At 61.8% G+C, this 25,393-nt stretch carries 24 protein-coding genes and 1 tRNA gene; 17 read left to right on the plus strand and 8 right to left on the minus strand.

Translation table 11 applies throughout. The annotated features are described in order from the left end of the window. Positions 1–332: 332 nt before the first annotated feature. Both AC1DXN_RS00935 and AC1DXN_RS00940 read left to right on the plus strand, forming a co-directional pair. Positions 333–914 (plus strand): LabA-like NYN domain-containing protein, encoded by a 582-nt coding sequence (locus tag AC1DXN_RS00935; protein ID WP_477243898.1) that lies wholly within the window; start codon positions 333–335, stop codon positions 912–914. 11 nt (positions 915–925) lie between these two features. After that, positions 926–1,582, plus strand: a complete 657-nt coding sequence (locus AC1DXN_RS00940) for a uracil-DNA glycosylase (RefSeq protein WP_477272129.1) — start codon at positions 926–928, stop codon at positions 1,580–1,582. 9 nt (positions 1,583–1,591) lie between these two features. On the opposite strand, the gene AC1DXN_RS00945 is transcribed toward AC1DXN_RS00940, so the two are convergent. Next, positions 1,592–2,605 carry a zinc-binding alcohol dehydrogenase family protein gene (locus tag AC1DXN_RS00945; RefSeq protein ID WP_477272127.1) on the minus strand — a complete coding sequence of 338 codons (1,014 nt, stop codon included), beginning with the start codon at positions 2,603–2,605 and terminating at the stop codon, positions 1,592–1,594. A 112-nt stretch (positions 2,606–2,717) separates the two neighbouring features. Between AC1DXN_RS00945 and AC1DXN_RS00950 the strand changes: the two genes are divergently transcribed. Then, a complete protein-coding gene (locus tag AC1DXN_RS00950) occupies positions 2,718–3,077 on the plus strand; it encodes a winged helix-turn-helix transcriptional regulator (RefSeq protein WP_477243893.1) in 360 nt (119 codons plus the stop codon). Between the two features lie 16 nt (positions 3,078–3,093). Here AC1DXN_RS00950 and AC1DXN_RS00955 read toward each other — a convergent pair whose 3' ends face one another. Next, the gene (locus AC1DXN_RS00955; protein ID WP_023727560.1) at positions 3,094–3,567 is read right to left on the minus strand and encodes an Lrp/AsnC family transcriptional regulator; all 474 of its coding nucleotides are present in this window, start codon (positions 3,565–3,567) and stop codon (positions 3,094–3,096) included. 139 nt (positions 3,568–3,706) lie between these two features. Between AC1DXN_RS00955 and AC1DXN_RS00960 the strand changes: the two genes are divergently transcribed. Next, the gene (locus tag AC1DXN_RS00960; RefSeq protein ID WP_477272125.1) at positions 3,707–4,618 is read left to right on the plus strand and encodes a DMT family transporter; all 912 of its coding nucleotides are present in this window, start codon (positions 3,707–3,709) and stop codon (positions 4,616–4,618) included. Positions 4,619–4,625: 7 nt separating this feature from the next. Here AC1DXN_RS00960 and AC1DXN_RS00965 read toward each other — a convergent pair whose 3' ends face one another. The 3 genes from AC1DXN_RS00965 to dapA all read right to left on the minus strand — a co-directional run bounded on the left by AC1DXN_RS00965 (position 4,626) and on the right by dapA (position 6,823). Further along, the gene (locus AC1DXN_RS00965) at positions 4,626–5,360 is read right to left on the minus strand and encodes a glycoside hydrolase family 25 protein (RefSeq protein ID WP_477272123.1); all 735 of its coding nucleotides are present in this window, start codon (positions 5,358–5,360) and stop codon (positions 4,626–4,628) included. Positions 5,361–5,436: 76 nt separating this feature from the next. Further along, positions 5,437–5,916, minus strand: a complete 480-nt coding sequence (smpB, locus tag AC1DXN_RS00970) for an SsrA-binding protein SmpB (protein ID WP_436259044.1) — start codon at positions 5,914–5,916, stop codon at positions 5,437–5,439. 25 nt (positions 5,917–5,941) lie between these two features. Next, positions 5,942–6,823 carry a 4-hydroxy-tetrahydrodipicolinate synthase gene (gene dapA, locus AC1DXN_RS00975; RefSeq protein ID WP_477272121.1) on the minus strand — a complete coding sequence of 294 codons (882 nt, stop codon included), beginning with the start codon at positions 6,821–6,823 and terminating at the stop codon, positions 5,942–5,944. 247 nt (positions 6,824–7,070) lie between these two features. Here dapA and AC1DXN_RS00980 point away from each other — a divergent pair, with 247 nt between their 5' ends. Both AC1DXN_RS00980 and AC1DXN_RS00985 read left to right on the plus strand, forming a co-directional pair. Then, entirely contained in the window at positions 7,071–9,104 is a 2,034-nt protein-coding gene (locus AC1DXN_RS00980; protein WP_477272119.1) for a lytic transglycosylase domain-containing protein, read from the plus strand. 229 nt (positions 9,105–9,333) lie between these two features. Next, a complete protein-coding gene (locus AC1DXN_RS00985) occupies positions 9,334–10,233 on the plus strand; it encodes an alpha/beta fold hydrolase (RefSeq protein WP_477272117.1) in 900 nt (299 codons plus the stop codon). Positions 10,234–10,291: 58 nt separating this feature from the next. Here AC1DXN_RS00985 and AC1DXN_RS00990 read toward each other — a convergent pair whose 3' ends face one another. Continuing rightward, entirely contained in the window at positions 10,292–11,365 is a 1,074-nt protein-coding gene (locus AC1DXN_RS00990) for a tyrosine-type recombinase/integrase (RefSeq protein ID WP_477272435.1), read from the minus strand. A 236-nt stretch (positions 11,366–11,601) separates the two neighbouring features. After that, positions 11,602–12,702, minus strand: a complete 1,101-nt coding sequence (locus tag AC1DXN_RS00995; RefSeq protein WP_477421432.1) for a porin — start codon at positions 12,700–12,702, stop codon at positions 11,602–11,604. Between the two features lie 451 nt (positions 12,703–13,153). Here AC1DXN_RS00995 and AC1DXN_RS01000 point away from each other — a divergent pair. The 3 genes from AC1DXN_RS01000 to AC1DXN_RS01010 all read left to right on the plus strand — a co-directional run bounded on the left by AC1DXN_RS01000 (position 13,154) and on the right by AC1DXN_RS01010 (position 14,812). Then, positions 13,154–13,244 (plus strand) — tRNA-Ser (locus AC1DXN_RS01000). A 93-nt stretch (positions 13,245–13,337) separates the two neighbouring features. After that, positions 13,338–13,598, plus strand: a complete 261-nt coding sequence (locus tag AC1DXN_RS01005) for a GIY-YIG nuclease family protein (RefSeq protein WP_477272113.1) — start codon at positions 13,338–13,340, stop codon at positions 13,596–13,598. Between the two features lie 89 nt (positions 13,599–13,687). Then, positions 13,688–14,812 (plus strand): porin, encoded by a 1,125-nt coding sequence (locus tag AC1DXN_RS01010; protein WP_477272111.1) that lies wholly within the window; start codon positions 13,688–13,690, stop codon positions 14,810–14,812. A gap of 210 nt (positions 14,813–15,022) precedes the next feature. Here the strand turns inward: AC1DXN_RS01010 and AC1DXN_RS01015 are convergent, their stop codons facing one another. Then, the gene (locus AC1DXN_RS01015) at positions 15,023–16,702 is read right to left on the minus strand and encodes a tetratricopeptide repeat-containing sulfotransferase family protein (RefSeq protein WP_477272109.1); all 1,680 of its coding nucleotides are present in this window, start codon (positions 16,700–16,702) and stop codon (positions 15,023–15,025) included. Positions 16,703–16,921: 219 nt separating this feature from the next. Between AC1DXN_RS01015 and AC1DXN_RS01020 the strand changes: the two genes are divergently transcribed. The 8 genes from AC1DXN_RS01020 to AC1DXN_RS01055 all read left to right on the plus strand — a co-directional run bounded on the left by AC1DXN_RS01020 (position 16,922) and on the right by AC1DXN_RS01055 (position 24,968). Next, positions 16,922–18,034: a pyridoxal phosphate-dependent aminotransferase gene (locus tag AC1DXN_RS01020; RefSeq protein WP_477272107.1), complete on the plus strand. Its 1,113-nt coding sequence runs from the start codon at positions 16,922–16,924 to the stop codon at positions 18,032–18,034. Between the two features lie 78 nt (positions 18,035–18,112). Beyond that, on the plus strand, positions 18,113–18,397 hold the full coding sequence (locus AC1DXN_RS01025) for an acylphosphatase (RefSeq protein WP_477272105.1): 285 nt from the start codon (positions 18,113–18,115) through the stop codon (positions 18,395–18,397). Between the two features lie 73 nt (positions 18,398–18,470). Further along, positions 18,471–19,115, plus strand: coding sequence for a TetR/AcrR family transcriptional regulator (locus AC1DXN_RS01030; RefSeq protein ID WP_477272103.1), 645 nt, complete (start codon positions 18,471–18,473; stop codon positions 19,113–19,115). Continuing rightward, entirely contained in the window at positions 19,084–20,247 is a 1,164-nt protein-coding gene (locus AC1DXN_RS01035; RefSeq protein ID WP_477272101.1) for an isovaleryl-CoA dehydrogenase, read from the plus strand. The genes AC1DXN_RS01030 and AC1DXN_RS01035 overlap by 32 nt, the downstream gene beginning before the upstream one ends. A 1-nt stretch (position 20,248) precedes the next feature. Next, positions 20,249–21,856 carry a carboxyl transferase domain-containing protein gene (locus tag AC1DXN_RS01040; protein WP_477272099.1) on the plus strand — a complete coding sequence of 536 codons (1,608 nt, stop codon included), beginning with the start codon at positions 20,249–20,251 and terminating at the stop codon, positions 21,854–21,856. Position 21,857: 1 nt separating this feature from the next. Continuing rightward, positions 21,858–22,388, plus strand: a complete 531-nt coding sequence (locus AC1DXN_RS01045; protein ID WP_477272098.1) for an O-acetyl-ADP-ribose deacetylase — start codon at positions 21,858–21,860, stop codon at positions 22,386–22,388. A 120-nt stretch (positions 22,389–22,508) separates the two neighbouring features. After that, complete coding sequence (locus tag AC1DXN_RS01050) at positions 22,509–22,883, plus strand: hypothetical protein (RefSeq protein WP_477272097.1); 375 nt, start codon at positions 22,509–22,511, stop codon at positions 22,881–22,883. Positions 22,884–23,003: 120 nt separating this feature from the next. Beyond that, positions 23,004–24,968, plus strand: coding sequence for an acetyl/propionyl/methylcrotonyl-CoA carboxylase subunit alpha (locus AC1DXN_RS01055; RefSeq protein ID WP_477272095.1), 1,965 nt, complete (start codon positions 23,004–23,006; stop codon positions 24,966–24,968). The last annotated feature ends 425 nt before the right edge of the window (positions 24,969–25,393 follow it).

Below are 25,393 nucleotides of genomic sequence, written 5' to 3' on the forward strand. Positions count from 1 at the left end.
TTTCATGCGATGGATTTGATGGAAAACAGGCGCGGTCCTTAACCTGAACGCCGCCAAAATACAAGCTTCATGGCAAGGAGGAGAGGATGGCTGCCCTGGGGGCGGGTCAATGCGGCTCGGCCGCCGGGCCAAGAGCTCGCCGGCAGTGCGGCCGCCTGCGACGATACGGCATCGATCACAATTGCTTGCAGTGCGGCAACACACCTTGGATTGCCGTAAAACTGGCGCTATCTCGGATGAAGAAAGCTCAGCCGGTTTATTAAACGCCGAGCGATAGTCACTCACGCATTTTCGTTTAAACGGCCGCGTATTGCGAAAAAGGGATATTTTCCATGTTCGACCCCCGTGAAAAAATCGCTCTTTTCATCGACGGCGCCAATCTTTACGCGACCTCTCGCGCGCTCGGCTTCGACATCGACTACCGCAAGCTGCTGTCGAGCTTCCAGAAGCGCGGTTATCTGCTGCGCGCCTACTACTACACGGCGCTGGTCGAGGATCAGGAATACTCCTCGATCCGGCCGTTGATCGACTGGCTCGACTATAACGGCTTCAAGGTGGTGACCAAGCCGGCCAAAGAATTCACCGACTCGACCGGCCGCCGCAAGATCAAGGGCAATATGGACATCGAGCTGACCGTCGACGCGCTCGAACTTGCCGATGTCGTCGACCACTATGTCATCTTCTCCGGCGACGGCGATTTTCGCACCCTGGTCGAAGCGCTGCAGCGGCGCGGGCGCAAGGTCTCGGTGGTCTCGACCATGGCCTCGCAGCCGCCGATGATCTCCGACGATCTGCGCCGCCAGGCCGACCATTTCATCGACCTGATGACGCTGAAGAACGAAGTCGGCCGCGATCCGTCCGAACGGCCGGTGCGCCGGCCCGAGCCGGCCGAGGTCGAAGAGGACGACTACTGAGGCCGGTCGCCTTGAGTGCCCTTGCCTCCTCCGAACCCGGCCGCGACTGCCCGCTCTGCCCGCGGCTGCATGAGTTCATCGCCGAGTGGCGGCAGCGCGAACCGTCCTGGTTCAATGCACCGGTGCCGACCTTCCTGCCTCCGCAGGGCGAGGACGCCGTGCGGCTGCTGATCGTCGGCTTGGCTCCCGGCCTGCGCGGCGCGAATCGCACAGGACGCCCGTTCACCGGCGACTATGCCGGCGACCTGCTCTACTCCACATTGATCGCACACGGTTTTGCGCGCGGCGAGTTCAAGGCGCGGCCGGACGACGGGCTGCAACTTGTCGGCACGGCGATCACCAATGCGGTGCGCTGCGTGCCGCCGGAGAACAAGCCGGTGGGCGCCGAGATTACCACCTGCCGGACGTTCCTGGTGCCGACGATCGCACGCTTTCCAAATCTGCGCGCCGTGCTGGCGCTGGGCTCGATCGCCCACCAGTCGACCGTCAGGGCACTGGGTGGGCGTGTCGCCGCCTACCCGTTCAAGCATGGCGGAAAGCTGCAAGCCGGCGGCATCACGCTGTTTTCCAGCTATCACTGCTCGCGCTACAACACCAACACAGGCGTGCTGACGGAAGCGATGTTCGTCAACGTCTTCACCGAGATCGCGGCGTTCCTACGGAAATAGCCGCGCCCTTCAGAACCCTTCCAGCACGATCTTGCCCTTGGCGCTGCCGGTCTCGATCAGCGCATGGGCGCGCTTCAGATTGGCGGCATTGATAGGACCGAACGTCTCGCCCAGGGTGGTGCGGATGGTGCCGGCGTCGACAAGCCGGGACAGTTCGTTCAGATGCTCACCCTGTGCGGCCATGTCCTGCGTCTCGAACAGTGAGCGGGTGAACATCAGTTCCCAATGGACCGAAACGCTCTTGCGCTTGAACGGATTGATGTCGAGCACCTGGGGGTCGTCGATCAAGCCGAAACGGCCTTGCGGTGCGATCAATTCGGCGATCGCGGCCAAGTGTTTATCAGTGTTGGTTGTCGAGAACACAAAGGCCGGTGCGCCGATGCCGAGGGCACCGATTTCTGCAGCCAGCGGCTTGGAATGGTCGATGACATGATGGGCGCCAAGCCCGAGCACCCAGTCGCGCGTTTCGGGCCTCGATGCGGTGGCGATCACCGTCAGGTCGGTCAATTGGCGCGCAAGCTGGACTGCAATCGAGCCGACGCCGCCGGCGCCACCGATGATCAGGATGGCGTTTGCGGCGCCGATGACAGGCTTCTTCACGTCAAGGCGATCGAACAGCGCCTCAAAGGCGGTGATCGCCGTCAGCGGAAGCGCCGCCGCCTCAGCATAGTGGAGCGAGCTCGGTTTGCAGCCGACAAGGCGCTCATCGACAAGGTGGAACTCGGCATTGGTGCCTTGCAACGCCAGCGCACCGGAATAGAAGACATCATCTCCTGTTTTGAACAGGCTGGCGTCCGGACCCGTCGCGACCACCTGGCCCGCAGCGTCCCAACCAAGCACGCGCCAGCTTCCGGCTTCGGGTTTGGCGCTCCTCCGTATCTTGGTGTCGACCGGATTGACCGAGATCGCCTTCACCTCGACCAGCAATTGACGGCCCTTCGGCTCTGGCTTGGGCAGGTCGATATCGACAAGGGAGGCCTCATCGGTGATGGGGGCTGGGATCTGGTAGCCGACGGCGCGCATTCTGTTATCTCCGCAATTGCTGTTGGGCGTTGTCGGGGGGAGAGATGCGGCTTATGCTCGCAAAGCGCAAGAATGCACATATAAAGCACATAGTGTCGAAAAGGATACCGTCATGCCGCGCATCCGCCATGAGCGATTCGACTGCAGCCCCGGCTGCACCGTGGAGGGAACGCTTCGCTATATCGACGGGAAGTGGAAAGGCGTCGTGCTTTTCCATCTGCTCGCGGGCACGATGCGCTTCAACGAGATTCGCCGGCGCATCCCGAACTGCACACAACGCATGCTGACAAACCAGCTTCGCGAATTGGAGACGGACGGGCTCATCGCCCGCAAGGTCTATGCACAGGTGCCGCCGAAGGTGGAATACAGCCTGACGCCGCGTGGCAGGAGCCTGGAGCCGGTGATCACCGCCCTGAAAGTCTGGGGCGACGCTAATGTGACGCTGGCGCCGGAGGTCTCTCAAGCCGCCTGACTTCAGGCGCGCCATCTCACACCGGCAGCAGCGCGTCCGGCTTCACGTCCGATATCGACGCATAGGTGTGCGTTTCCCTGACACCCGGCAGCGGCAGGATCACGCGCTTGAGGAAATCCTGATAGGCGGCCATTTCCGAAATGCGCGCCTTGACCAGATAGTCGAAGCCGCCGACGACCATATGGCATTCAAGCACTTCAGGGGCTTTGGCCACCGCCTCGGCGAAACGGTCGAACACATGCGGCGCCGCCTGGTCGAGCCTGACTTCGATGAAGACGAGTGTGCCGCGGCCGATCTTTTGCGGATTGAGCACAGCCCGGACCGCAGTGATGAAACCGTCGCGGAAAAGGCGCTTCACCCGCTGGCTGGTGCCGGTCGGCGACAGGCCGACACGGGCTGCGAGATCGAGCGTGGTGCGACGCCCGTCCTCCTGCAGCAACCGCAGCAAGCTGCGGTCGATGGCATCGAGCTGATCGGATTCATGATTCACGTTCGGATTGCCTTATTTGTGTGAATTGCACTTTCATATCGCGAAAACAGCATATTTTGTCGCACCATTTTCAACAATAGGCTGCGCTTCCAACGAAAGCCGTCCGGAGAAAAAACCTCCGTTGGCAGGATCGAGCGGGATGAGCATGCGCGCGACAGAGAACCGAAACACGAAGCCGGCAATCCTTGCCGGCATGGCCATGATCGGCATCTACGCCGTGCAGTTCGTCGCAGCCCGCTTCAGCCTGAGAGAGCATCTGACGGCGACGGATCTCGCGACCTTGCGCTTTGTCGGGGCCGGCATGGTCATGCTGCCGGTGGTCTGGCGCATTGGCCTGGCTGATATCAAGGTGTTGGACTGGCGGCGCGCGCTGACGCTGGCGGCACTGGCCGGGCTGCCCTACCCGATCATCATCAACTGGGGCCTGACCTATGCGCCTGCCGCGCATGGCGCAGCACTCTGCCCTGCCTCGATCGTTTTCTTCTCATTCGTGCTGTCGCACATCGCCACCACCGACAAAGCCTCGCACCAGCGAGCCATCGGCGTTGCCGCCATCATTGCCGGGCTGATCCTGTTCATTGCGCCGGTGCGCACAGACAGCGGCATGAAGGGTGTCCTCTTCGGCGATCTTCTGTTCATCGGATCAGGCATGATGTTTGCCGCCTATGCCGTTCTTGTACGGCGCTGGCGTGTCGATCCGGTTACGGCGACCGCAACGGTCGTGCTCCTGTCATGCCTGCCGCTGCCGATTCTCTATCTCTTTGCACCGAGCGGTCTTCGCGCCGCATCAGTGGCCGAGATCGCCAGCCAGATCGCCATTCAGGGTTTTTTGGCCGGTGCGGCCGCCATGTTCCTCTATACCTATGTCGTCCGACGGCTGGGGTCGCAGACGGCATCGCTGTTCATGCCATGTGTGCCGATCGCAACGGTCCTGATCGCCATGACGGTGCTCGATGAAACGCCGACCGGCACCCAGTTCGCCGCCATCCTGATCATGGCTGCGGGGATGGCCTTTTCGGCTGTCGCCAGACCTGCGGCCAAAGCCGTCTGATTCAGGGCTAAGGCAGGGTTTGTGCGGGAGCCGATTCAGGCGCTGCAAACAGCGCAGCCAGCTTCTCCTGCCCGCCCTGAAGAACATTCAGGTCGACATCGCCGCTGATGCCATCGACGCGGCCCCGGTTGTGATATTGCCAGTAGATCCAGTCATCCTGACTTGGCCGCGCTAGCAGCGAACGCAGCCAGTGTGGCCGGGCGACGATCTGCCCGGCATAGGTCTCCGCAGCCTCGTCGGTCAGATAGACGATTGCCGTCTTGCCGAATGCCGCCTCGACAGGACCGAGGAATGCCTGGAGTTCGGCATTGAGCTGTTCGGGGGATGGCCGCTGTGGGCAATTGCCGCCGAATTCGACGTCGACCACCGGCGGCAGCAGCGGCTGATCACGCGGCACCACCGCAATGAAATTCTTCGCCTGGTCGGCACCCGGCCGGCAGAAGGTGAAGAAGTGGTAGGCGCCGACGGCAAGACCGGCGGCGCGAGCCTCGCGCAGATTGGTGGCGAAAGCATCGTCGACATGGTCGCCGCCTTCGGTCGCCTTGATGACGGCGAAGGCAACATCGTCGGCAGCGACGCGTCGCCAGTCGATCTCGCCCTGATGATGGGAAACGTCGATGCCCCTGACCGGATAAGAGTCGCGATCCGGTGAGAATGTCTTGAAATAGAAAAAGCCGCTTGCCGCTACGATGCCCGCAACGACCAGACTGGCCGCGCTCCATAGGATAATCCGGTTCTTCAAGCTTTCTCCGCACGTTGCCGCTGCAGCAGTTCGAACCTTGAAAGCTGAATGTCTGGCTTTTCTGGGGCTGAGGTTCTTAGCCTCGTTCCTTCATAAGCCGGCCCTTCTCGCGCGACCAGTCGCGCTGTTTTTCGGTCTCGCGCTTGTCGTGCAGTTTCTTGCCGCGGCCTACGGCGAGCAGGAGCTTGGCGCGGCCCTGGTCGTTGAAATAGATTTTCAGCGGCACCAGCGTCATGCCTTCGCGCTCGATGCTTTGCGACAGCTTTGCCATCTCGCGTTTGTTGAGCAGCAGCTTGCGGCGCCTCCTAGGCTCGTGGTTGAAGCGGTTGGCCTGCAGATATTCCGGCAGATAGGAATTGATCAGCCAGATCTCGCCGCCCTCGACCGAGGCGTAGCTGTCCTGGATGTTGGCCTGACCCTGGCGCAGCGACTTGACCTCGGTGCCGGTCAGCACCAGGCCGGCCTCGACCGTGTCGAGCACCTCATAGGAAAACCGCGCCTTGCGGTTTTCCGCAACGGTTTTGTTGTTGGGATCGGCTTTTCTGACTTGATTCATGATGTGGAGAGGTGGCGCCTCATCCTCAATTTATCAAGCCGGCGTGCTTCATGGCCGCATCGATCCTGTCGGCGGTCGACTGCTCGACCGTCATCAGCGGCGAACGCAGGACGTTCTCGACCTTGCCCAACTTCGACAGTGCGTATTTGGCGCCGGAAACGCCGGGCTCGAGGAAGATCGCCTTGTGCAGCGGCAGCAAACGGTCCTGCAGTTCCAGCGCCTTGGCGCTGTCGCCGGACAGCGTCGCCTCCTGGAATTCGGCGCAGAGCCGCGGCGCGACGTTCGAGGTCACCGAGATGCAGCCGACGCCGCCATGGGCGTTGAAGCCGAGCGCCGAAGCATCCTCGCCCGAAAGCTGGATGAAATCCTTGCCACAAGTGGCGCGCTGCTCGGAAACCCGCTCGACCTTGCCGGTGGCATCCTTGACGCCGACGATGTTCTTGAAGTCGTGCGCCAACTGGCCCATCGTCTCCGGGCTCATGTCGATGACCGAGCGCGGCGGGATATTGTAGATGATGATCGGCAGGGTGGTCGCGCGAGCGACCGCGGCGAAATGCGCATAGAGGCCGCGCTGCGTCGGCTTGTTGTAGTACGGCGTGACGACGAGTACCGCGTCGGCACCGGCCTTTTCGGCGTATTGGACCAGACCAACCGCTTCTGCGGTGTTGTTGGAGCCGGCGCCGGCGACGACCGGAGCCCGGCCCTTGGCCACCTCGATGCACACCTTGACGACCTGGCGGTGCTCGTCATGCGACAGCGTCGGCGACTCGCCGGTGGTGCCGACAGGCACAAGACCCGTGGTGCCCTCGCCAAGTTGCCACTCGACGAAAGCGCGAAAGGCTTTCTCGTCGAAACGCCCGCTCTTTTCGAACGGTGTCACGAGCGCAGTAAGCGAGCCTCTCAGCATGTCGTCCAACTCCTTGGGACTTCTCAGGTTTTGTCTTCTTGGGTTTGTCGTGCGCCTTCTAGCCGAAAGCGAAGCGGCGCACCATAGTCTCGACATTGTTGCGCGGCAAGCATTGCCATGGTGCCAGCACGCGCAATTCGACCGACCTCGCTAACCCTTTGTTTACGGGCTCTTCACGACCTAAGTCTAGGCTCTCAGGCACCTGGGCTTGCCATTTAATGTGCCGCAACAGGGAAAGATCAGGATCATGCCGGCCAGTCGGCCACTCCGCTTCGTATTGCTTGGCGCCGTTGCCCTGCTGATAGCGGGGACTGCGACAAACGAGAGCGTCGACGAGCAGACGACCTCATCGATCCCGATGCCTGGCCTGCAGGACGGAGCGCAGACCGATGCGCCCTCCGCCAGTATCGTCGTGTTGAAAGGCGGTCTCGACGCGTTGGCGACCGGCGATATTGCCGCGGCACGCGCCGTGCGCGAAACATTGCCGGCCAATTCGCTGGACCGCCATATCCTGGCTTGGGCGATCGCGCTCTATGGCGGCGACCGTGTGCCGAGCAGCGAGATTGCCGATACCGCAAAGATGCTGCCGAACTGGCCGGGCACCATTGCCTTGCGCAAGAACAGCGAGCGCGCGCTCTACCGCGAAAGCCCTTCGCCGCAGACGGTGGTGAAAGCCTTTGACGGAAGCCAACCGCTGACCTTCGAAGGCGTGGTGATCCTGGCCCGCTCCTATGTGGCGCTTGGCAACACCAAGACGGCGCTCTCGGTGCTGACGCCGTTCTGGCGCACCGAAAAGCTGGAAGCCAAAGACGAAGCGGCCGTCGTCAAGGAGTTTGGCGCCATCATCCCGGCTGCCGACCATCGTTTCCGCATGGAACGGATGTTTTATGCCGACCGGGAGAATTCGGCGCTGCGGGTCGCAGCACTTGCCGGCGCGCAACCGCTGGCCGATGCCTGGGCCGCCGCCTCGCGTGGCGACAAGAACGCGGCCAAGCTCTTGAAAGCAGTGCCTGTAGCGCAGCGATCGGCCGGCTATTTCTTCGCGCAAGCCGAATGTCTGCGCAAGCAGCGGAAGTTTGCAGACGCCGCCGCGGTGGTAATGAAAGCGCCAACCGATCGCGACGCGCTGGTCGATCCCGATGCCTGGTGGGTCGAGCGCCGCGTGCTGTCGCGCGCACTGGTCGACCAGGGCGACTGGAAGAGCGCCTACAAGATCGTTGTCGCACATGCCGCCGAAAGCCCCGCCAGTGCCGCCGAGGCCGAATTCCACGCCGGCTGGTATGCACTGCGAGGCCTCAACGATCCCGGCATCGCGTCCGGACATTTTGCCCGCATCGCCGACCTTGCGCAGGGGCCGATGTCGCTGTCGCGCGCCTATTACTGGCTTGGCCGCGCGGCGGAAGTCGGCGGTCCCGGCGATGCGAAGGATTATTTCACCAAGGCAGCGGCCTATGGCACCACTTTCTACGGCCAGTTGGCGGCGGAACGGGTTGGCCTGCGCACGCTGAACATCGTCTACCCCGAGCCAAGCAACGCAGACCGCCAAAGCTTTGACGGACGCGAAGCGGTCAGCGCCATCAAGCGGCTGCAGGAAGCGGGCTATGACCGCTATGCCGATACGCTCTACCGCGATCTCGCCGGGCAATTGACCAGCCCCGGCGAGCTGGCGCTGCTGGCGGTGCTGGCGGAAAAGCAGGGCAATCATTTCATGGCGCTGAAGGTCGGCAAGATCGCCGGGGCGCGCGGTATCGATGTCGGCGCGCTGTCGCATCCGCTGGGCGTCATTCCCGATTCGGCCAATATTTCCGGCTCGGGCAAGGCGCTGGCCTATGCGATCGCCCGCCAGGAAAGCGAGTTCAACATCGGCGCGGTGTCCAGCGCCGGCGCGCGCGGGCTACTGCAACTGATGCCGGGGACCGCCAAGCAATTGGCCAAGAAGGCCGGAATGACCTTCTCACCGGAAAGGTTGACCAGCGATGCCGGCTACAACGCGACCTTGGGCGCCGCCTTCCTCGGCGAGCAGCTCGACCGCTTCAACGGCTCCTATGTGCTGACCTTCGCCGGCTACAATGCCGGTCCCAACCGCGCCAGCCAGTGGGTGGCGAAGTATGGCGACCCGCGCGGCAAGGACATCGATGCAGTCGTCGACTGGATCGAGCGGATTCCCTACACGGAAACAAGAAGTTACGTGCAGCGCGTTATGGAGAATTACGAGGTCTACAAGATGCGTATTTCGGGGAAGTACGACATTGTGGGCGACCTGGTGAACGGCCGGAGCTGAGGCTTTTCTCTCCTTCTCCCCTTGTGGGAGGAGGTGTCGCCGAAGGCGACGGATGAGGGGGGGTCCAGGAAATGCCAACGCCTCACTCCGCTGGAACACCCCTCATCCGCCTCGGCGCTAGCGCGCCGATCCACCTTCTCCCACAAGGGGAGAAGGGAAGACCTCCGATTTGACCATCCCAGCCCTCGTCTGTAGCAGTCGGAGACGATCCGCTAGAGAGTCCTTTTCTATGTCGAGCACTGAAGGCTTTTACGATTTCTTCTACGCCGCTCCGGACGGGCTGACACTCCATGCCCGTGTCTATGGCGAAGCGGACTCCGAACACTGGCCGGTCGTCTGCCTGCCTGGCCTGACCCGCAACGCTCGCGACTTTCACGAGCTGGCGCTGTACCTCTCGACGCAATCGGAAAAACCGCGAAAGATCGTCGCTTTCGATTATCGCGGCCGCGGCCAATCCGCCTACGACCCTGATATCAGCCATTACAATGTCGGCGTCGAAGCGGGCGATATCCTCGCCGGGCTGGCGGCGCTCAACATCGCGGAAGCGGCCTTCATCGGCACGTCGCGCGGCGGGCTGATCATCCATGTGCTCGGCGCGATGCAGCCGGCCGCGCTCAAAGCCATCGTTCTCAACGACATCGGCCCGGTGATCGAGGCGGATGGACTTGCCCATATCCGCTCCTATCTCGATCCCGCGCCGAAGCCGAAAACCCGTACTGAGGCGGTCAGCGCCCAGCGCGCCGCGCATGGCGGTGATTTTCCCGCGCTGACCGAGGCGGATTGGGGGCGGATGGTGTCGGCGCTTTACCGCGAGACGGATCGTGGGCTGATGCCGGATTTCGACTCGAGGCTGCTCGAGACACTGGCGGGTCTTGACCTCAGCAAGCCGTTGCCGGATCTGTGGCCGCAGTTCGAGGCGCTGGCGGCCATACCAATGCTTGCCATACGTGGCGCCAATTCGAGACTGCTGTCGGTCGAAACGATCCAGGAGATGGGCAAGCGCCATCCCGGCATGGAAGCGATCACCGCCGACGGCCAAGGCCACGCACCCTTCCTCGAGACAGGCGGCCTGCCCGGCGCCATCGCGGCTTTTCTGGACCGTGCGAAAAACGCGGCTCAAACAAAGTAAACCCCAAGATCAAAACTGACCCTGGGGTCGCTGTTGCAGTATATGCAGGGCGGCGGGACTATTTGGCCTTCGAGCTTTTCCTGGGCCCCTTCGCAGCTTTCGCTACTGCCGCTTCGGCCTTTTGCGCAGGTGCCGAAGGCGTGGTCAGCGGAGACGAGAACACCGACTTTTCCGTGTTGCCGGCCAGTCCCTCACCGCGGGGCGTCTCCAACACGACGACGCAGCCGTCGAGATCGTTGGTGGCCAGATGCGCATAGCGCATGGTCATCGACAGCGTCTGATGGCCGAGCCACATCTGCACGCGCCTGATGTCGATGCCGCCCTGGACAAGGCGCGAGGCGCAAGTGTGACGCAATATATGCGGCACCACCTGATCGTCGGCGCCAAGGCCGACTTCGGCTTTCGCATCATTCCAGATGGCGCGGAACTGCGCCTGGCTGAGTTTGGTGAACGGACCTTTGGGCCGGCGGCCTTCCGTGACCGGCAGCTTGATCACCTCTTTGACCCGTTCGGTCATCGGAATGGTGCGGCTGCGGCCGGATTTGGTGATCCAGAAGGAGACGCGATGTTCCTGGATGTCGTTCCAGATCAGCCCGAGCGCCTCGCCGAGGCGGCATCCTGAGTCGACCAGGAAGACAGAAAGCCGATAAGCATCCTCGCTGCGGCTCTTGATGGCGGCGAACAACCGCGCCTCTTCGTCCCTTTCGAGGAAACGAATCCGTCCCGCCCGCTCCTTCTGGCGGCGGAACTCGGGCAGGCTGTGGATATCCCCCATCTTATGAGCCTTGCGCAGCAGTTTGCTGAGGGCAGCCATCTTGCGATTGATGGTTGCGTTGCTGTTACCGCGTTGGCGCAAGGTGCCGATAAGGTTGTCGAGGGTGCTTTGGTCAAAGGCGCTGAAACGCTCGCCGAGCAGAATCTCGTCTATTTCGCCGATGAAAGAGCTGACATTGTATTTATGCCGCCCATCATCCCAAAGTATGTCCCGGTATGCTGAAAATAGCTCTCCAACCCTATGCGACTTTACTTCTCGGATCTTGTTGTAGCTGTATCGTATCTTGGAATTTTGAGAAGAAAACATCGAAAACTGATCGGAGGGTTCTCCCTCTTGAATCGCTTCGTTCGTCATTATTTGCCACACCCCCGAGTGGGTGGATCAGACCTACCCGCTTGGAAGCGTCCTTTCAAGAGATTTGATCACGCAGTCGTGATTTCATCCACCGTCGGTGGATCCCACGAAATCAGCCCACGGACTGTTCAGCTACCCGAACCCCCTTCTCCTTCTCCCTGCCATGGCCAAGCCACGAAAACAAAACAGCCCGGGCGTTGAAGCGCCCGGGCTGAATTTTACCTGTAAGGAACCAGCCCTTAGAACGAGCGCTGGAAGCGGAGCATGCCGCCGAAACCATCGTCGTCAGCAGCGCGGACAACTACACCCTGAGCGTCCGTAAAGGCCTTACGATTGAAGTAGTCGACTTCACCGATGATCGTGAAGCCGGGAACGATGTCGTACGAGATGTTCGCAGCCACACCGAGGTCCTTGCCTTCATCATAGGAGACCTGAGCATTCAACGAGGTCTTCTCGTTGATGGTGTAGGTGGCACCAACATACGCAGCCCAGTTGCCGTCCCAGTTCTTGAAGGAGTTGTGGTTGACGTTATCGTCCGAGCCGTAGTTGGCCATAACGAAGAGAGCCAGGTTCTGCACTGGGGTTACGTCGAGGCGAACCTTGGCGGCCCACTCTTCCCAGACGCTGTCATAGGCGCCGGTAGCGCTGATCGAGCCCCAGCCCTGCGTGTACTTCACGCCGCCGACGACATGCGGAACATAGCTGTCGACCGTGTTGACGCCTGCGCCGTCTTCGAGCGAGATCACAGCCGAGAAGCCGTTGCCTGCGTCGAACTGGTACTGGACCACGCCGGTATCAAAATCGCCACCGTAACCAACGATGGAGTCTTGAATGACGTTGCCGGCATAGCCGCTGAACGTCACCCAGGCCGACTCGTCCTTACCAACGCGGAAACCACCGAGCTGGATCCAGGCGAAGTTCAGCGAGACACCCCTGCCGGCAGCTACGGCATAGTTGTCGTCATCACGCTGGGTTTCCCAGTTGAAGCGGGTCTCGGTGTAGGTCTTCAAGGTGCCGAGCTCGGTTTCCTGGCCGGTCCAGGTCTTCAGCGCGAAGCGCGCATGCTTGTAGTAGGTGTCGTTGAGGCTGCCATCCAGGTGATCGGTGACGTCCGTAAGGCCGTCGCCTTCACCCACGCCGATGTCGTAGCGGACATAGCCGCCGATGCGCAGGCAGGTTTCGGTGCCGGGGATGTAGAAGTAGCCAGCGCCGTAGACGTCGCAGATCTTGACGTATTCAGCGGGTTCCGGCTCGGCGACGACAACGGCGTCGGCGGCGCGCGCACCGGAAACTGCGAGCAGAGCCGCAGCGGAGCCGAGAAGAAGGCTCTTGATGTTCATTTTCTGACCTCCAGTCAAAAGTTAAAAAACGGGTCTGGGTATTCTTTGCTGAAGGACAGCGTTCCCTGCCCCATCCCCACTACCGAAAAAGATGCGCACCGCGCCGCTCCTTCGAACTCGACATTACCCATGAGGCGGCAGCGTTCAACCATGATCGTACCGGCGAAAGGGCTATGCGGGCGCTATCCCAATGCGTTGTTGCACAAATGACACGATTTGGCCTCAGTCAGAAAGCTCTCATTAACCTTCAGGCCCGTTGCAGCCCTTGCTTTCAGGCTGAATCTGGCGATGGCCCGCCGGAATTGCGGCCACGTCCCGACTCGCCAACCAGCGAATTGCCGCAGAATCGCCGCATGGCGAAGGTGGGGTTTCGACAGATGCCGGTTTTTTCAATGATAATGGCCCCGGCTTGTTGATTGTGCCGTCGCTTTTCTTTATCCAGCGGCGCAACGGAGAGGTGGCCGAGTGGTCGAAGGCGCTCCCCTGCTAAGGGAGTAGAGGTCAAAAGCTTCTCGTGGGTTCGAATCCCATCCTCTCCGCCACCCTACGCCCTGCGGGCTTCGGGTGGCAGGCCACCCGGAACCGCAAGCGGGCGTGGGGTGTCGCCCGAAGCTACGAAGTAGTGTAGGGGGACCATGTGGTACGTGTATTTCCTGCAGCTCCGTAACGGCGATGTCTATGTCGGATCGACGAACGACCTCCGACGCCGGCTCGAATCCCATCAATCGGGCTATGTGACTTCGACAAAAGCCTATCTGCCTGTGACCTTGAAGACCTACATTGCGGTTGAAACCGAGGCCAACGCACGGCAGCTCGAGCGGTATTTCAAGACCGGATCAGGCAAGGCCTTCGCCAGCAAGCGGTTTTGGCCGACAGAGCCAGCAGGCGACTCGTAAGGTTTATCTATTTGAAATAAAACAGCAAAGCAGAACAAAGCGCTGCTTTTCATCGACCTCCAGCTTCGATTCTGACTGGAGGTCAGAAAATGAACATCAAGAGCCTTCTTCTCGGCTCCGCTGCGGCCCTGATCGCAGTTTCCGGTGCGCGCGCCGCCGACGCCGTYGTCGTCGCCGAGCCGGAACCCGCTGAATACGTCAAGATCTGCGACGTCTATGGCGCCGGCTACTTCTACATCCCCGGCACCGAAACCTGCCTGCGCATCGGCGGCTATGTCCGCTATGACGCCAGCGCCGGCGACGAAGGTGCGTTCACCGGCCGCCGGGCGACGGACCACGAAGACGGCGGCATCAACGATACCTGGCACAAGCAGGCTCGCCTGTCGCTGCAGACCTATACCGGCCAGGAAACCGAACTCGGCACCTTGAAGACCTACACCGAGACCCGCTTCAACTATTCGGACGGCAACCAAAGCGCTTCGCTGAACTTCGCCTGGATCCAGCTTGGTGGTCTGCGTGTCGGTGCTGACGAATCGGCCTTCGATACGTTTATCGGCTACGCCGGCAACGTCATCAACGATACGCTCATCCCCTACGGCGGCTTCGAGACCAACGTCATCCAGTACTACTTCGACGCCGGCAACGGCTTCTCGGCGGTGGTCTCACTGGAAGAAGGCTCCGACCAGAGCAGCAGCTCGGTCGTCGTTCCGGATGCCACGATCGACAGCTACGTCCCGAATGTCGTCGGCGGCGTGAAGTACACGCAGGGCTGGGGCGCGATTACCGGCGTCGTCTCCTATGACAGCAACTACGAAGAGTGGGCTGGCAAGGTTCGCCTTGACGTGAACCCGATGCAGAACCTGTCGCTGTTCATCATGGGCGGCTACGGCACGGACGACAATCTGACGGATCCGACCTGGGCCATCCCGGGCAAGGGCCGCAGCTTCTACAAGCTTTGGAGCGGCAACTGGGCAGTCTGGGGTGGCGGTACGTACACCATCAACGAGAAGACCAAGTTCAACGCCCAGGTCTCGTATGACGAAGGCAAGAACGTCGGTGTCGCGGCAAACATCGCCTACGATATTGTCCCCGGCTTCACGCTCACGGGCGAAGTTGATTACCTCCACTTTGGCACCAACAACTTCGACAACTGGACTGGCGCTACCAAGACGAACAGCATCGGCGGCGTCCTCCGCTTCCAGCGCTCGTTCTAACAGGCTACGCCTGACTGAAATCGAACCCGGCGGGCAACCGCCGGGTTTTTTCATGTCAACAACTTTCGACCCCGGCCAGCCGCAAACGTAGACCGGGTCGCCGTCTGGAGATCACGCGTCAGTCGCAACCCGAAAGTCTATGAGCCAGCCGATCTCGGGGTCGCGGGTCTCCATAACCTTGATCGCGCATCGAGCACCATCATGACCTCTTCAGACGTCCGCGAGGTCACCCAAGGCATCAATCAACGGCTGGAGCTTACCTTCATAGTTTTTCCAGCGCTTGACGGATGATTTGTAGATCGGTTGCCGAACTTGCCAGCGACTGGGGGTGTTGACCGAGCGATCCTTGTCGAAAAAGCCCAGGCAGGCGTCGTCCCACGGCAGGCCGAGATGATCAATGAGATGATGCGATTGGGTCTCCTGATCCGCAACCAGCGTCTCGTAGCGGCTTTCGAAAATGCGGCCCGGGAAAACCCTGCCCCAATGGCGCATCAAGCGATCATACTCGCGGTAATATAATCCAAGTTTCCGCAGATCGGCGTTGTAGCTGTGGTCTTTGTTGAAATTCAAAACAAAGCACGAAAGGCAATTATCGATGGCGTCGCGGCGGCAATGAATGATGCGGGCGTTGGGAAAGAGAATTCCGATGAGGCCGACAAGCTCGAAATTGTGCGGCATCTTGTCGACTATGCGGAGCGCGGCGGGAGCCCGCTGCCTGAGGTAGGACAGATGTTCTTCAGCCAGCGTCCTGGACAGATCAGCGGTGATCGACGCGATCGATCCTTTCAGGTGCGCTGCCGACCGGTTCGTATAACCGATTGCATTCGCGACCCGCCGTAGCTTGCTGAGTTCCCCTGCGCCATGAACATCAGGGTGGCTCGCGCAGATTTGCTCCGTCAGGGTCGTTCCCGAACGGGGCATACCGAGCACAAACACAGGGGCTTCGGACAGGCTGCCGTAGCCGGCCTTGGTTGCCAACATCTCCGGGCTGAAGATGTCGATCACTGAATCGACCCAGCGACGATAGGATTCGAGGTCGAAATCGTAGCCAGCGGCCTGCTTGGCTTTCTGAAATTGTTCCATCGCCTCGTCATAACGCCGAAGGTCGTTCAGCACTTTGCCGGCGGCATGATGAAGCTGCTGCGCGCCTTCCGGGGCAAGGTCGGGGCTGTCGAGTTCATGCAGGATTGACTGGAGTTCGGCTGGCTCTTCGGTGAATTTGCGCGTCTGCACAAAGTCGATGTAGGCGCCCGGCATTTCGATGCGGCGCTCAATCGCCTCCCTAAGATAGACGGTGGCTTCGTCCATCCGACCGAGACTGGTAAGTGCGCTGGCCAGACCTGTTCGGACCAGAGGATGATTGCTGTTGACCTTGAGCGCCTTCTCGTACAGCGGCAGGGCCATCTCGGCCTTGCCGAGTTCGACATAGGCGCGCCCCAGCACGCAAAGCGCTTCCACCAGGTCGGGCTTCAATTCACAGGCGCGCTGCAGGTGCCTGACGGCAGTCGCCTGTTCGCCGACCTTCAGATAGGCCTCGGCCAGACTGAGGTGGAAATAGGGATTTTGAGGCGCCTCGCCGACCGCGCGCGCGAAATATCTCAAGGCCAGCTCGGCGTCGAAATTGAGCCCCAGCGTGCCAAGTATGTACAGCGAAAGCGGGTGGTTGGGCGTTCTCGCCAGAACGCGATGACACAATTCCTCGGCCTCTGGAAACTTCTTCGCTTGCTGAAGTTCAATCGCCTGTCGCAGCAACATGTCGTCGGCTTGCGCGCGCGACTGCTGATTCGCTTTTGGTTGACTGACAGGTGGCTGTTTGACTGCTGGCTGGGTGATTGGCGCAGTTCGGGCCTTCAGATGCTTGGACCAGGCGGGCGGCATTCGTGTGTTCATCGCGCCTCGCTACCAAAAACGACCGGCGAAATCCAGCATAAGACGAATCGCCCGGGCGCGCCTCTTGTGATCCCGGCCGTTTCGTGAATCGCCCGTGCCATTGTCTGGCGTCGATTTTCACTCCGGCCTTCCCGGCCGCGCTTTCCGCCCCTCCGGGAACTTGCACCGCTCAATCGCGCACGCTAGCAAGAAGGCCCGTTTCAACCGAGCCTTTTTGCCATGCGCCAGCGCCCTCCCCTCACGCCGCTCATCGGCGCGCTTCCCTCGACGGTGCCGTTTGTCGGCCCGGAGGCGCAGGAGCGCGATCGCGGCCGTGCCTTTCGCGCTCGTATCGGCGCCAATGAGAGCAGTTTTGGGCCTTCGCCGCGCGTCATTGCCCGCATGGAAAGCGTCGCGCGCGACCAGTGGATGTATTGCGACCCCGACAATTTCGACCTGAAGGTTGCCGCCGCCGCCCATCTCGGCGTCGGCACCGAAAACGTGGTCGTCGGCGAAGGTATTGACGGGCTGCTTAGCCTGGTGGCGCGCATGTATGTGGCGCCTGGTGACGCCGTGGTGACCTCGCTTGGCGCCTATCCGACCTTCAATTTTCACATTGCCGGCGTCGGCGGCCGGCTGGTCGCGGTTCCCTATGAAAACGATCGGGAGAGCCTGGACGGCCTGCTGGCGGCGGTCGTCAAGGACAAGGCGCCCCTGGTCTATCTCTCCAACCCCGACAACCCGATGGGCAGTTGGTGGGAAGCGGCCGAGCTTGTCCGCTTCATCGAAGCGCTGCCCGAGACCACCATGCTGGTGCTCGACGAGGCGTATGGCGAGTTGGGACCTGTTACGGCGCTGCCGCCGAACGACGTTTCCAGGCCGAACGTCATTCGTATGCGCACTTTCTCGAAGGCCTATGGGCTGGCCGGCATACGCTGCGGCTACGCGGTGGCTGAGGCGCAGGTGATCCGCGATTTCGAAAAAATCCGTAACCACTATGGCGTCAGCCGCATGGCGCAGATCGCCGGAGTCGAGGCGCTTGCCGACCAGGATTATCTCGCAACCGTGGTGGCGCGGGTCGCGGCCGGTCGCCGGCGCATCGCCGGGATCGCTGAGGCGAACGGGCTGAGGCCGCTGCAATCAGCAACCAATTTCGTCACCATCGATTGCGGCCATGACGGTGCCTTCGCGCTGAAAGTGCTGCAGGGCCTGCTGTCGCGCGACGTGTTCATCCGCAAGCCGATGGTGCCGGTGCTCGACCGCTGTATTCGGGTCAGCGTCGGCCTCGACCACGAGCTCGACATTTTTGCCGAGGAACTGCCCGGCGCGCTCGCCGCGGCGCGTGGGAACTAGTCCGCCGGCCCGTCGTCGCCGTTCAAGCCTGTTGCTTTCGTACGATCCTGCGCCAGACTCTGTGCATGGGAGAGAGCGATGGATGATCGGCAAAGGGCAGTACAGGCGCGCGTACACGGCAAGGTGCAGGGTGTCGGCTACAGGATCTGGGTGCGAGGCGAGGCGACGGAGTTGGGCCTTGCCGGTTGGGTGCGAAACGAAAGGGACGGCTCGGTCACGGCATGGCTTGCCGGCGCCGAGGCGGCGGTCTCGACAATGATCGAACGTCTGCGAAAGGGCCCGGCGGGTGCCTGGGTTTCGCGGATCGATGTCGAGGAACTCAAGGGATGGAGCGCACCAGTCGGCTTCCGGATCGTCGCATAGGCATGCCTGGATTAACCGCCACTTGAATTAATTGAACGTTCGTTTTATTATTGCCTCTCCTCGATGAGCAATCATGGCGCGCACCACCGGTTCCGATGGCGAAAAGACCGAAGCTGCTGTCCGCGACGCCGCGGTCAGCCTGATAGCACGCTTCGGCTATGAGGCGATGTCGATGCGCCAGCTCGCCGCCGAGGTCGGCGTGCAGGCGGCAGCGCTCTATCGCTACTTTCCGACCAAGGAAGACCTTTTGTTCACGCTGATGCGCGAGCATATGGAAGGGCTGATCGAGGCATGGGAGGCGGCACGGCCCGGCACTGCCGATCCGACGGCGCGGCTTGCCGCCTATGTCGAGAACCACATCGCCTTCCATATCGGGCGCCGCCATTCCACTCATGTCTCCAACATGGAATTGCGTAGCCTGTCGCATGACAGCCTGACGCAAATCCTGCGCATGCGCACGGCCTATGAAAAAGAATTGCGCGCCATATTGCGTGACGGCGCAGAGATGGGCGCCTTCAGCATCGACGACACCGGACTGACCGCCATGGCGCTGATCCAGATGATGACGGGCGTCATCGTCTGGTTCCGGCCGGGCGAGCGGCTGTCGATCGCTGAAGTCACCACAACATATCTTTCAATGACAATGCGGCTCGTCGGCGCGAATATTGGCGGCAGGGAGGATGGCCATGTACACGAACACGCTCAGCTTCGGGCATGACGAAGACATCGAGGCGCTGCGCGACCTGGTGCGCCGCTTCGCGCAGGACAGGATCGCGCCGATTGCCGCCGAGATCGACCGCTCGAACGAATTCCCGGCGCATCTGTGGGCGGAACTCGGCGCGCTCGGCCTGCTTGGCATCACCGCCGATCCCGATTTCGGCGGCACCGGCATGGGCTATCTCGCCCATGTGATCGCGGTGGAGGAGATTTCGCGCGCCTCGGCCTCGGTCGGCCTGTCCTACGGCGCCCATTCCAATCTCTGCGTCAACCAGATCAACCGCTGGGCGACGCCGGCGCAGAAGGAAAAATATCTGCCTGATTTGTGCTCGGGCGAAAAGGTCGGTGCGCTGGCGATGTCGGAATCCGGCGCCGGCTCCGACGTCGTGTCGCTCAAGCTGCGCGCCGAAAAGCGCAATGATCGCTATGTGCTCAACGGCACCAAGATGTGGATCACCAACGGCCCCGACGCCGAAACGCTGGTCGTCTACGCCAAGACCGACCCGGAACGCCATTCGCGCGGCATCACCGCCTTCATCATCGAAAAAGCCTTTGCTGGCTTTTCCGTGGCGCAAAAGCTCGACAAGCTCGGCATGCGCGGCTCCAACACCGGCGAGCTGGTTTTCGAGAATGTCGAAGTGCCGTTCGACAATGTACTGCATGAGGAAGGGCGTGGCGTCGAGGTGCTGATGTCGGGTCTCGACTATGAGCGCACGGTGCTGGCCGGTGGCCCGATCGGGCTGATGGCGGCCTGCCTCGACGTGGCGATCCCTTACGTGCACGAGCGCAAGCAGTTCGGCCAGCCGATCGGCGAATTCCAGCTGGTGCAAGGCAAGCTGGCCGACATGTATACGGTGATGAACGCCGCGCGCGCCTATGTCTATGCCGTGGCCGCCGCTTGCGACCGCGGCCAGACCACGCGCAAGGACGCCGCCGGCTGTGTGCTGTTTGCCGCCGAGAAAGCGACGCAGATGGCGCTCGACGCGCTGCAGCTCTTGGGCGGCAATGGCTATATCAACGACTATCCGACCGGCCGGCTGTTGCGCGACGCCAAGCTCTACGAGATCGGTGCCGGCACAAGCGAAATCCGCCGCTGGCTGATCGGACGGGAAATCATGGCGGAGAGCGTCTGAGATGCCAGTCCTCACTTCTGAGATCTCCCCCGCCTCCGACACCTTCCGCGCCAACGCCGAGCGCATGCGGGCGCTGGTCGCCGACATTGCGGAAAAAGCGGCCAGCGTCGAGCGCGGCGGCTCGGACGAGGCGCGCGAGCGGCACGTCTCGCGCGGCAAGTTGTTGCCGCGCGAGCGCCTCGCGCAACTGCTCGACACCGGTTCGCCCTTCCTTGAGATCGGCCAATTCGCGGCATGGTCGATGTATGGCGAGGAAATCTCGGCGGCCGGCCTCATCGCCGGCGTCGGCCGCGTCGAAGGCACCGAGGTGATGGTCGTGGTCAACGACGCGACGGTGAAGGGCGGCACCTATTATCCGCTGACGGTGAAGAAGCATTTGCGGGCGCAGGAGATCGCGCTGCAGAACAATCTGCCCTGCGTCTATCTGGTCGACAGTGGTGGCGCCAATCTGCCCAACCAGGACGAGGTGTTTCCCGACCGCGATCATTTCGGCCGCATCTTCTACAATCAGGCCAACATGTCGGCGGCAGGCATTCCGCAGATCGCCTGCGTCATGGGCTCGTGCACGGCCGGCGGCGCCTATGTGCCGGCAATGTCGGACGAGACGATCATGGTGCGCAACCAGGCGACCATCTTTCTTGGCGGCCCGCCGCTGGTGAAGGCCGCCACCGGTGAGGATGTCAGCGCCGAGGATTTGGGTGGCGCCGACGTGCACACAAGGCTGTCGGGCGTCGCGGACCACTATGCGCTGGACGACGAGCATGCGCTGGCGATCGCGCGCCGCATCGTCAAAAACCTCAACCGGCGCAAGTCCGTCAGCCTGGCCTTACAGCAACCGGCTCCGCCACTTCACGACGCGCGGGAACTCTACGGCATCGTGCCGACGGATCTGCGCCAGCCCTATGATGTGCGGGAGGTGATCGCGCGCGTCGTCGACGGCTCCGAGTTCGACGAGTTCAAGCAGAATTACGGCACCACTCTGGTCACCGGCTTTGCACATTTGCAAGGCATGCCGGTCGGCATCATCGCCAACAATGGCGTGCTGTTTTCGGAGAGCGCTGTGAAGGGCGCGCATTTCATCGAGCTGTGCTGCCAGAGGAAAATCCCGCTGATCTTCCTGCAGAACATCACCGGCTTCATGGTCGGGCGAAAATACGAGGCCGGCGGCATTGCCAAGGACGGCGCCAAGCTGGTGATGGCGGTCGCCACGGCACGCGTGCCCAAGGTGACGATGATCATCGGCGGCTCGTTCGGCGCCGGCAATTACGGCATGTGCGGTCGCGCCTATTCGCCACGTTTCCTGTGGATGTGGCCGAACGCCCGCATTTCAGTGATGGGCGGCGAACAGGCGGCAACGGTGCTGGCAGTGGTCAAGCGCGAGGGCATCGAGCGCAAGGGTGGCGAGTGGTCGGCAGAAGAGGAAGCGAAGTTCAAGAAGCCGATCCTGATGAAGTACGAACACGAGGGCCATCCGCTCTATTCCTCGGCGCGGCTGTGGGATGACGGCATCATCGATCCGGCGCGGACGCGCGAGGTGCTGGCGCTCAGCCTTTCGGCCGCGCTCAATGCCGAAATCGAAGAAACACGCTTCGGCGTGTTCAGGATGTGAGATGAGCGAGATCGGCGACCGGATCCGCGTTCACACCGGCGACATCACCAAGCTTTCGGTCGATGCCATCGTCAATGCCGCCAATTCCTCGCTGCTGGGCGGCGGCGGCGTCGACGGCGCCATTCACCGGGCGGCCGGGCCAGAGCTCTTGGCTGAATGCCGAATGCTGAACGGCTGCAAGACCGGCGAGGCCAAGCTGACCAAGGGCTATCACCTGCCGGCACGCTACATCATCCACACGGTCGGCCCGGTCTGGCAAGGCGGCGGCAAAGGCGAAGCAGAACTGCTCGCCTCCTGCTATGTCAGGTCGCTTGAGATCGCCCGCGCTCATGATTGCCGGACCGTGGCGTTCCCAGCGATCTCGACCGGTGTCTACCGCTATCCAAAGGACCAGGCGACGCAGATCGCCGTAAGCACGGTGAGTGACTTCATCGGCAGCAATGCCCTTCCGGAAACCGTTGCTTTCTGTTGCTTCGACCAACAGACGGCAGAACTATACCGGCAGGCCGTTGCTGCCCTTGGCGGAGCCTAATCTGAATGGAGAAGATGGTTCATCCAGCTGTGCAAAAGCAATTTTCGGTGAGCAGGCTGGCGGCGCTGGAGAATAGGCGCTATTGCTCGTCCCGCATTGGGCAACTGGGATGGGGTAAAGATGAGGCTGAAATATTCGGGCAAGACGACTGCTTCGATACTTGCAGGCTTGCTTATATTCGCAGTACCCGGCGTCGGCGCCGCGGCATCGCTGGCGGGAAGCAAGGGCGACACTCATTTCTATCCGTATTTACCGAAAAACCCGAAAGACCAGTGCACCAGGGCTTACAACGCCTATGTGGCGGCAGGCGGCCATTCGGCCTACGCGACCACGCCCTATGCCCGGATCCGTTCGTTGTACATCATCTGCGGCTCGGGCTTGAATGCACCGTCACGGAAAGCTGCCGAAGAACGAGCGATGAAATCCTGCGAGGCCGCCCGCAGCCATTACAAGGTCATTACAGGGGCGGGCTGCGAAGTCGCCGCTTCCAAGTAGAACAGGCCTTCCTTCCCGACGCTTTGACAACGGCCGGGCTGCATCGCAGGGTGCGGCGATGAGAAAGCTTGCACGGATAGGCCGGCTGGACAGCGCCCATTCTCCACTCCGGGAGCATCCATGTTCGCCAAGATCCTGATCGCCAATCGCGGCGAGATCGCCTGCCGCGTGATCCGCACGGCGCGCAAGATGGGCGTGCGCACCGTCGCCGTCTATTCCGACGCCGACGCCAAAGCGCTGCATGTCGCAATGGCCGATGAGGCCGTGCATATCGGCGCCTCGCCAGTCGGCGAAAGCTATCTGCGCGGCGACAAGATCATAGCGGCGGCAAGAGCAACCGGCGCCGAGGCCATCCATCCCGGCTACGGCTTTCTCTCGGAAAATCCTGACTTCGTCGACCAGGTGGTGGCGGCGGGGCTGATCTTCATCGGCCCGTCGGCGGCCTCGATCCGCGCCATGGGGCTGAAGGACGCGGCCAAGCGGCTGATGGAGAAGGCCGGCGTACCGGTGGTGCCGGGCTATCATGGCGAGGCGCAGGAGATCGTGCTGCTCGCCTCCAAGGCGCGCGAGATCGGCTATCCCGTCTTGATCAAGGCGCGCGCCGGCGGCGGCGGCAAGGGCATGCGGCGGGTCGACCATCCCGACGATTTTTCCGAAGCGCTGTCGGGGGCGCGGCGCGAAGCGAAAGCCGCCTTCGGCGACGACCGCGTGCTGGTCGAGAAATATGTCGACAAGCCGCGCCACATCGAGGTGCAGGTGTTCGGCGACAATTTCGGCAACGCCGTGCATCTTTTCGAGCGCGACTGCTCGGCGCAGCGCCGCCACCAGAAGGTGATCGAGGAAGCGCCGGCGCCCGATATGACGCCGGCATTGCGCAAGGCGATGACGGACGCAGCGGTCAAGGCGGCCAAGGCGATCAACTATTCCGGCGCCGGCACCATCGAGTTCATCGTCGATGCCTCGCAAGGGCTGAAGGCGGATCGCTTCTGGTTCATGGAAATGAACACCCGCCTGCAGGTCGAGCACCCGGTCACCGAAATGGTCACCGGCACCGATCTGGTCGAGTGGCAGCTGCGCGTGGCCGCCGGCGAGAAGCTGCCGAAGACGCAGAGCGAGATCGCGCTTTCCGGCCATGCCTTCGAGGCGCGCGTCTATGCCGAGGATGCGGCAAAAGGTTTTTTGCCGGCGACGGGCACGCTGCATCATCTGAAGTTTCCCGACACCGCACCCGAGGGCGCCACCATGCGCATCGAAACCGGCGTGCGGGCCGGCGATGCTATCTCGCCCTTCTACGATCCGATGATCGCCAAGCTGGTTGTCCACGCAAAGGACAGGCAGGCCGCTCTCGACGCGCTAGGCACAGCGTTGGCGCAGACCGAGATCGCCGGCTCGACCGTCAACACCGCGTTTCTGGCGGCGCTTGCTGCCGACGCGGATTTTTCCGCCGGCGATGTCGACACCGGCCTGATCGGCAGGCATCAGCAGGCGTTGACTGCCATTCCGCCACCAACGGCTGAGACCATTGCGGCCGCCGCGCTTGCCGCCTCCGGCGCGGGCGAGCAGGTGCCGTCCGACGATCCGTGGTCGTCGCTCGCCGGCTATGCGCATTTCCACACTGTGGCACGGCGTACGCGGCTGAAGTTCGGCGAGGACGATATTGTAGCGCGCGTTTCAGTGCGGCCAGACGGACGCTTCGAGGTAGCGCTGGATGCGCCCTATGAAAGCGTCAATTCGCATGAGCTCCGCGCCGCCCCTCGCCTTGCCCGCTGGCCCGGCCACGTCACCGTTTTCGAAGGCGCGGTCGGCTACAGTTTCACCGTGCCCGATCCGCTGGCGCGAACCGACGAGGCGGCTGCCAGTTCCGGCAGCCTGCGCGCGCCGATGCCGGGCCTGGTCAAGCTGGTGCGTGTGGCAAAGGGCGATGCCGTGACCAAGGGACAGCCGCTGCTGATCCTGGAAGCGATGAAGATGGAGCACACGATTGCCGCCAGCCATGACGGGATGATTGCCGAGATCGCCGCGGAGGGCGCGCAAGTCACCGACGGCACTGTGCTGGTGCGCTTCGCCGAAGAGCCGAACGCTTAGAACCTGTTCCGCATGCGGGACGGACTCTGTCGCAGCGTTTGAGCGCAATCTTTTTTCGAGGACCGGCTTCCACTTTTCGCTGCGCGAACCCTTTGTTCGCGGACCATGCCCTGGACAAGGGCGGGCTTTGGTGCGGCATTTGACGGCGCGTTGGACGCCCCAACAAAACAAGCGAGATCACGACAGCCAGCGGCTAGTCGCCCAATAAGATATAAAATACAAATCTAGAGATTAATATCGATATTATCGATATTGCAGATGATTCCGCGATCTTTTCACAGCAGAAGTGCGTATACCTTAACAAAAGACCTCCATCTTGTGCATTGTCCCGACGTTTGCTTTAGAATTGTTAATACATTATGCTCTATTTAGGGTTTGGTAACTGCAAACAAGGGCTTAGCGTTAACGGAATCAGGCGGATTTCC

Source organism: Mesorhizobium sp. P2_H9, assembly GCF_056403215.1.

What these genes read in the sequence shown, in the direction of transcription:
- AC1DXN_RS00935 (WP_477243898.1), top strand. Translation starts at nt 333, where the DNA reads ATGTTCGACCCCCGTGAAAAAATCGCTCTTTTCATCGACGGCGCCAAT.
- AC1DXN_RS00945 (WP_477272127.1), bottom strand. Translation starts at nt 2,605, where the DNA reads ATGCGCGCCGTCGGCTACCAGATCCCAGCCCCCATCACCGATGAGGCC.
- AC1DXN_RS00950 (WP_477243893.1), top strand. Translation starts at nt 2,718, where the DNA reads ATGCCGCGCATCCGCCATGAGCGATTCGACTGCAGCCCCGGCTGCACC.
- AC1DXN_RS00960 (WP_477272125.1), top strand. Translation starts at nt 3,707, where the DNA reads ATGAGCATGCGCGCGACAGAGAACCGAAACACGAAGCCGGCAATCCTT.
- smpB (WP_436259044.1), bottom strand. Translation starts at nt 5,916, where the DNA reads ATGAATCAAGTCAGAAAAGCCGATCCCAACAACAAAACCGTTGCGGAA.
- dapA (WP_477272121.1), bottom strand. Translation starts at nt 6,823, where the DNA reads ATGCTGAGAGGCTCGCTTACTGCGCTCGTGACACCGTTCGAAAAGAGC.
- AC1DXN_RS00980 (WP_477272119.1), top strand. Translation starts at nt 7,071, where the DNA reads ATGCCGGCCAGTCGGCCACTCCGCTTCGTATTGCTTGGCGCCGTTGCC.
- AC1DXN_RS00985 (WP_477272117.1), top strand. Translation starts at nt 9,334, where the DNA reads ATGTCGAGCACTGAAGGCTTTTACGATTTCTTCTACGCCGCTCCGGAC.
- AC1DXN_RS00995 (WP_477421432.1), bottom strand. Translation starts at nt 12,702, where the DNA reads ATGAACATCAAGAGCCTTCTTCTCGGCTCCGCTGCGGCTCTGCTCGCA.
- AC1DXN_RS01005 (WP_477272113.1), top strand. Translation starts at nt 13,338, where the DNA reads ATGTGGTACGTGTATTTCCTGCAGCTCCGTAACGGCGATGTCTATGTC.
- AC1DXN_RS01015 (WP_477272109.1), bottom strand. Translation starts at nt 16,702, where the DNA reads ATGAACACACGAATGCCGCCCGCCTGGTCCAAGCATCTGAAGGCCCGA.
- AC1DXN_RS01020 (WP_477272107.1), top strand. Translation starts at nt 16,922, where the DNA reads ATGCGCCAGCGCCCTCCCCTCACGCCGCTCATCGGCGCGCTTCCCTCG.
- AC1DXN_RS01025 (WP_477272105.1), top strand. Translation starts at nt 18,113, where the DNA reads ATGGATGATCGGCAAAGGGCAGTACAGGCGCGCGTACACGGCAAGGTG.
- AC1DXN_RS01030 (WP_477272103.1), top strand. Translation starts at nt 18,471, where the DNA reads ATGGCGCGCACCACCGGTTCCGATGGCGAAAAGACCGAAGCTGCTGTC.
- AC1DXN_RS01035 (WP_477272101.1), top strand. Translation starts at nt 19,084, where the DNA reads ATGTACACGAACACGCTCAGCTTCGGGCATGACGAAGACATCGAGGCG.
- AC1DXN_RS01040 (WP_477272099.1), top strand. Translation starts at nt 20,249, where the DNA reads ATGCCAGTCCTCACTTCTGAGATCTCCCCCGCCTCCGACACCTTCCGC.
- AC1DXN_RS01045 (WP_477272098.1), top strand. Translation starts at nt 21,858, where the DNA reads ATGAGCGAGATCGGCGACCGGATCCGCGTTCACACCGGCGACATCACC.
- AC1DXN_RS01050 (WP_477272097.1), top strand. Translation starts at nt 22,509, where the DNA reads ATGAGGCTGAAATATTCGGGCAAGACGACTGCTTCGATACTTGCAGGC.
- AC1DXN_RS01055 (WP_477272095.1), top strand. Translation starts at nt 23,004, where the DNA reads ATGTTCGCCAAGATCCTGATCGCCAATCGCGGCGAGATCGCCTGCCGC.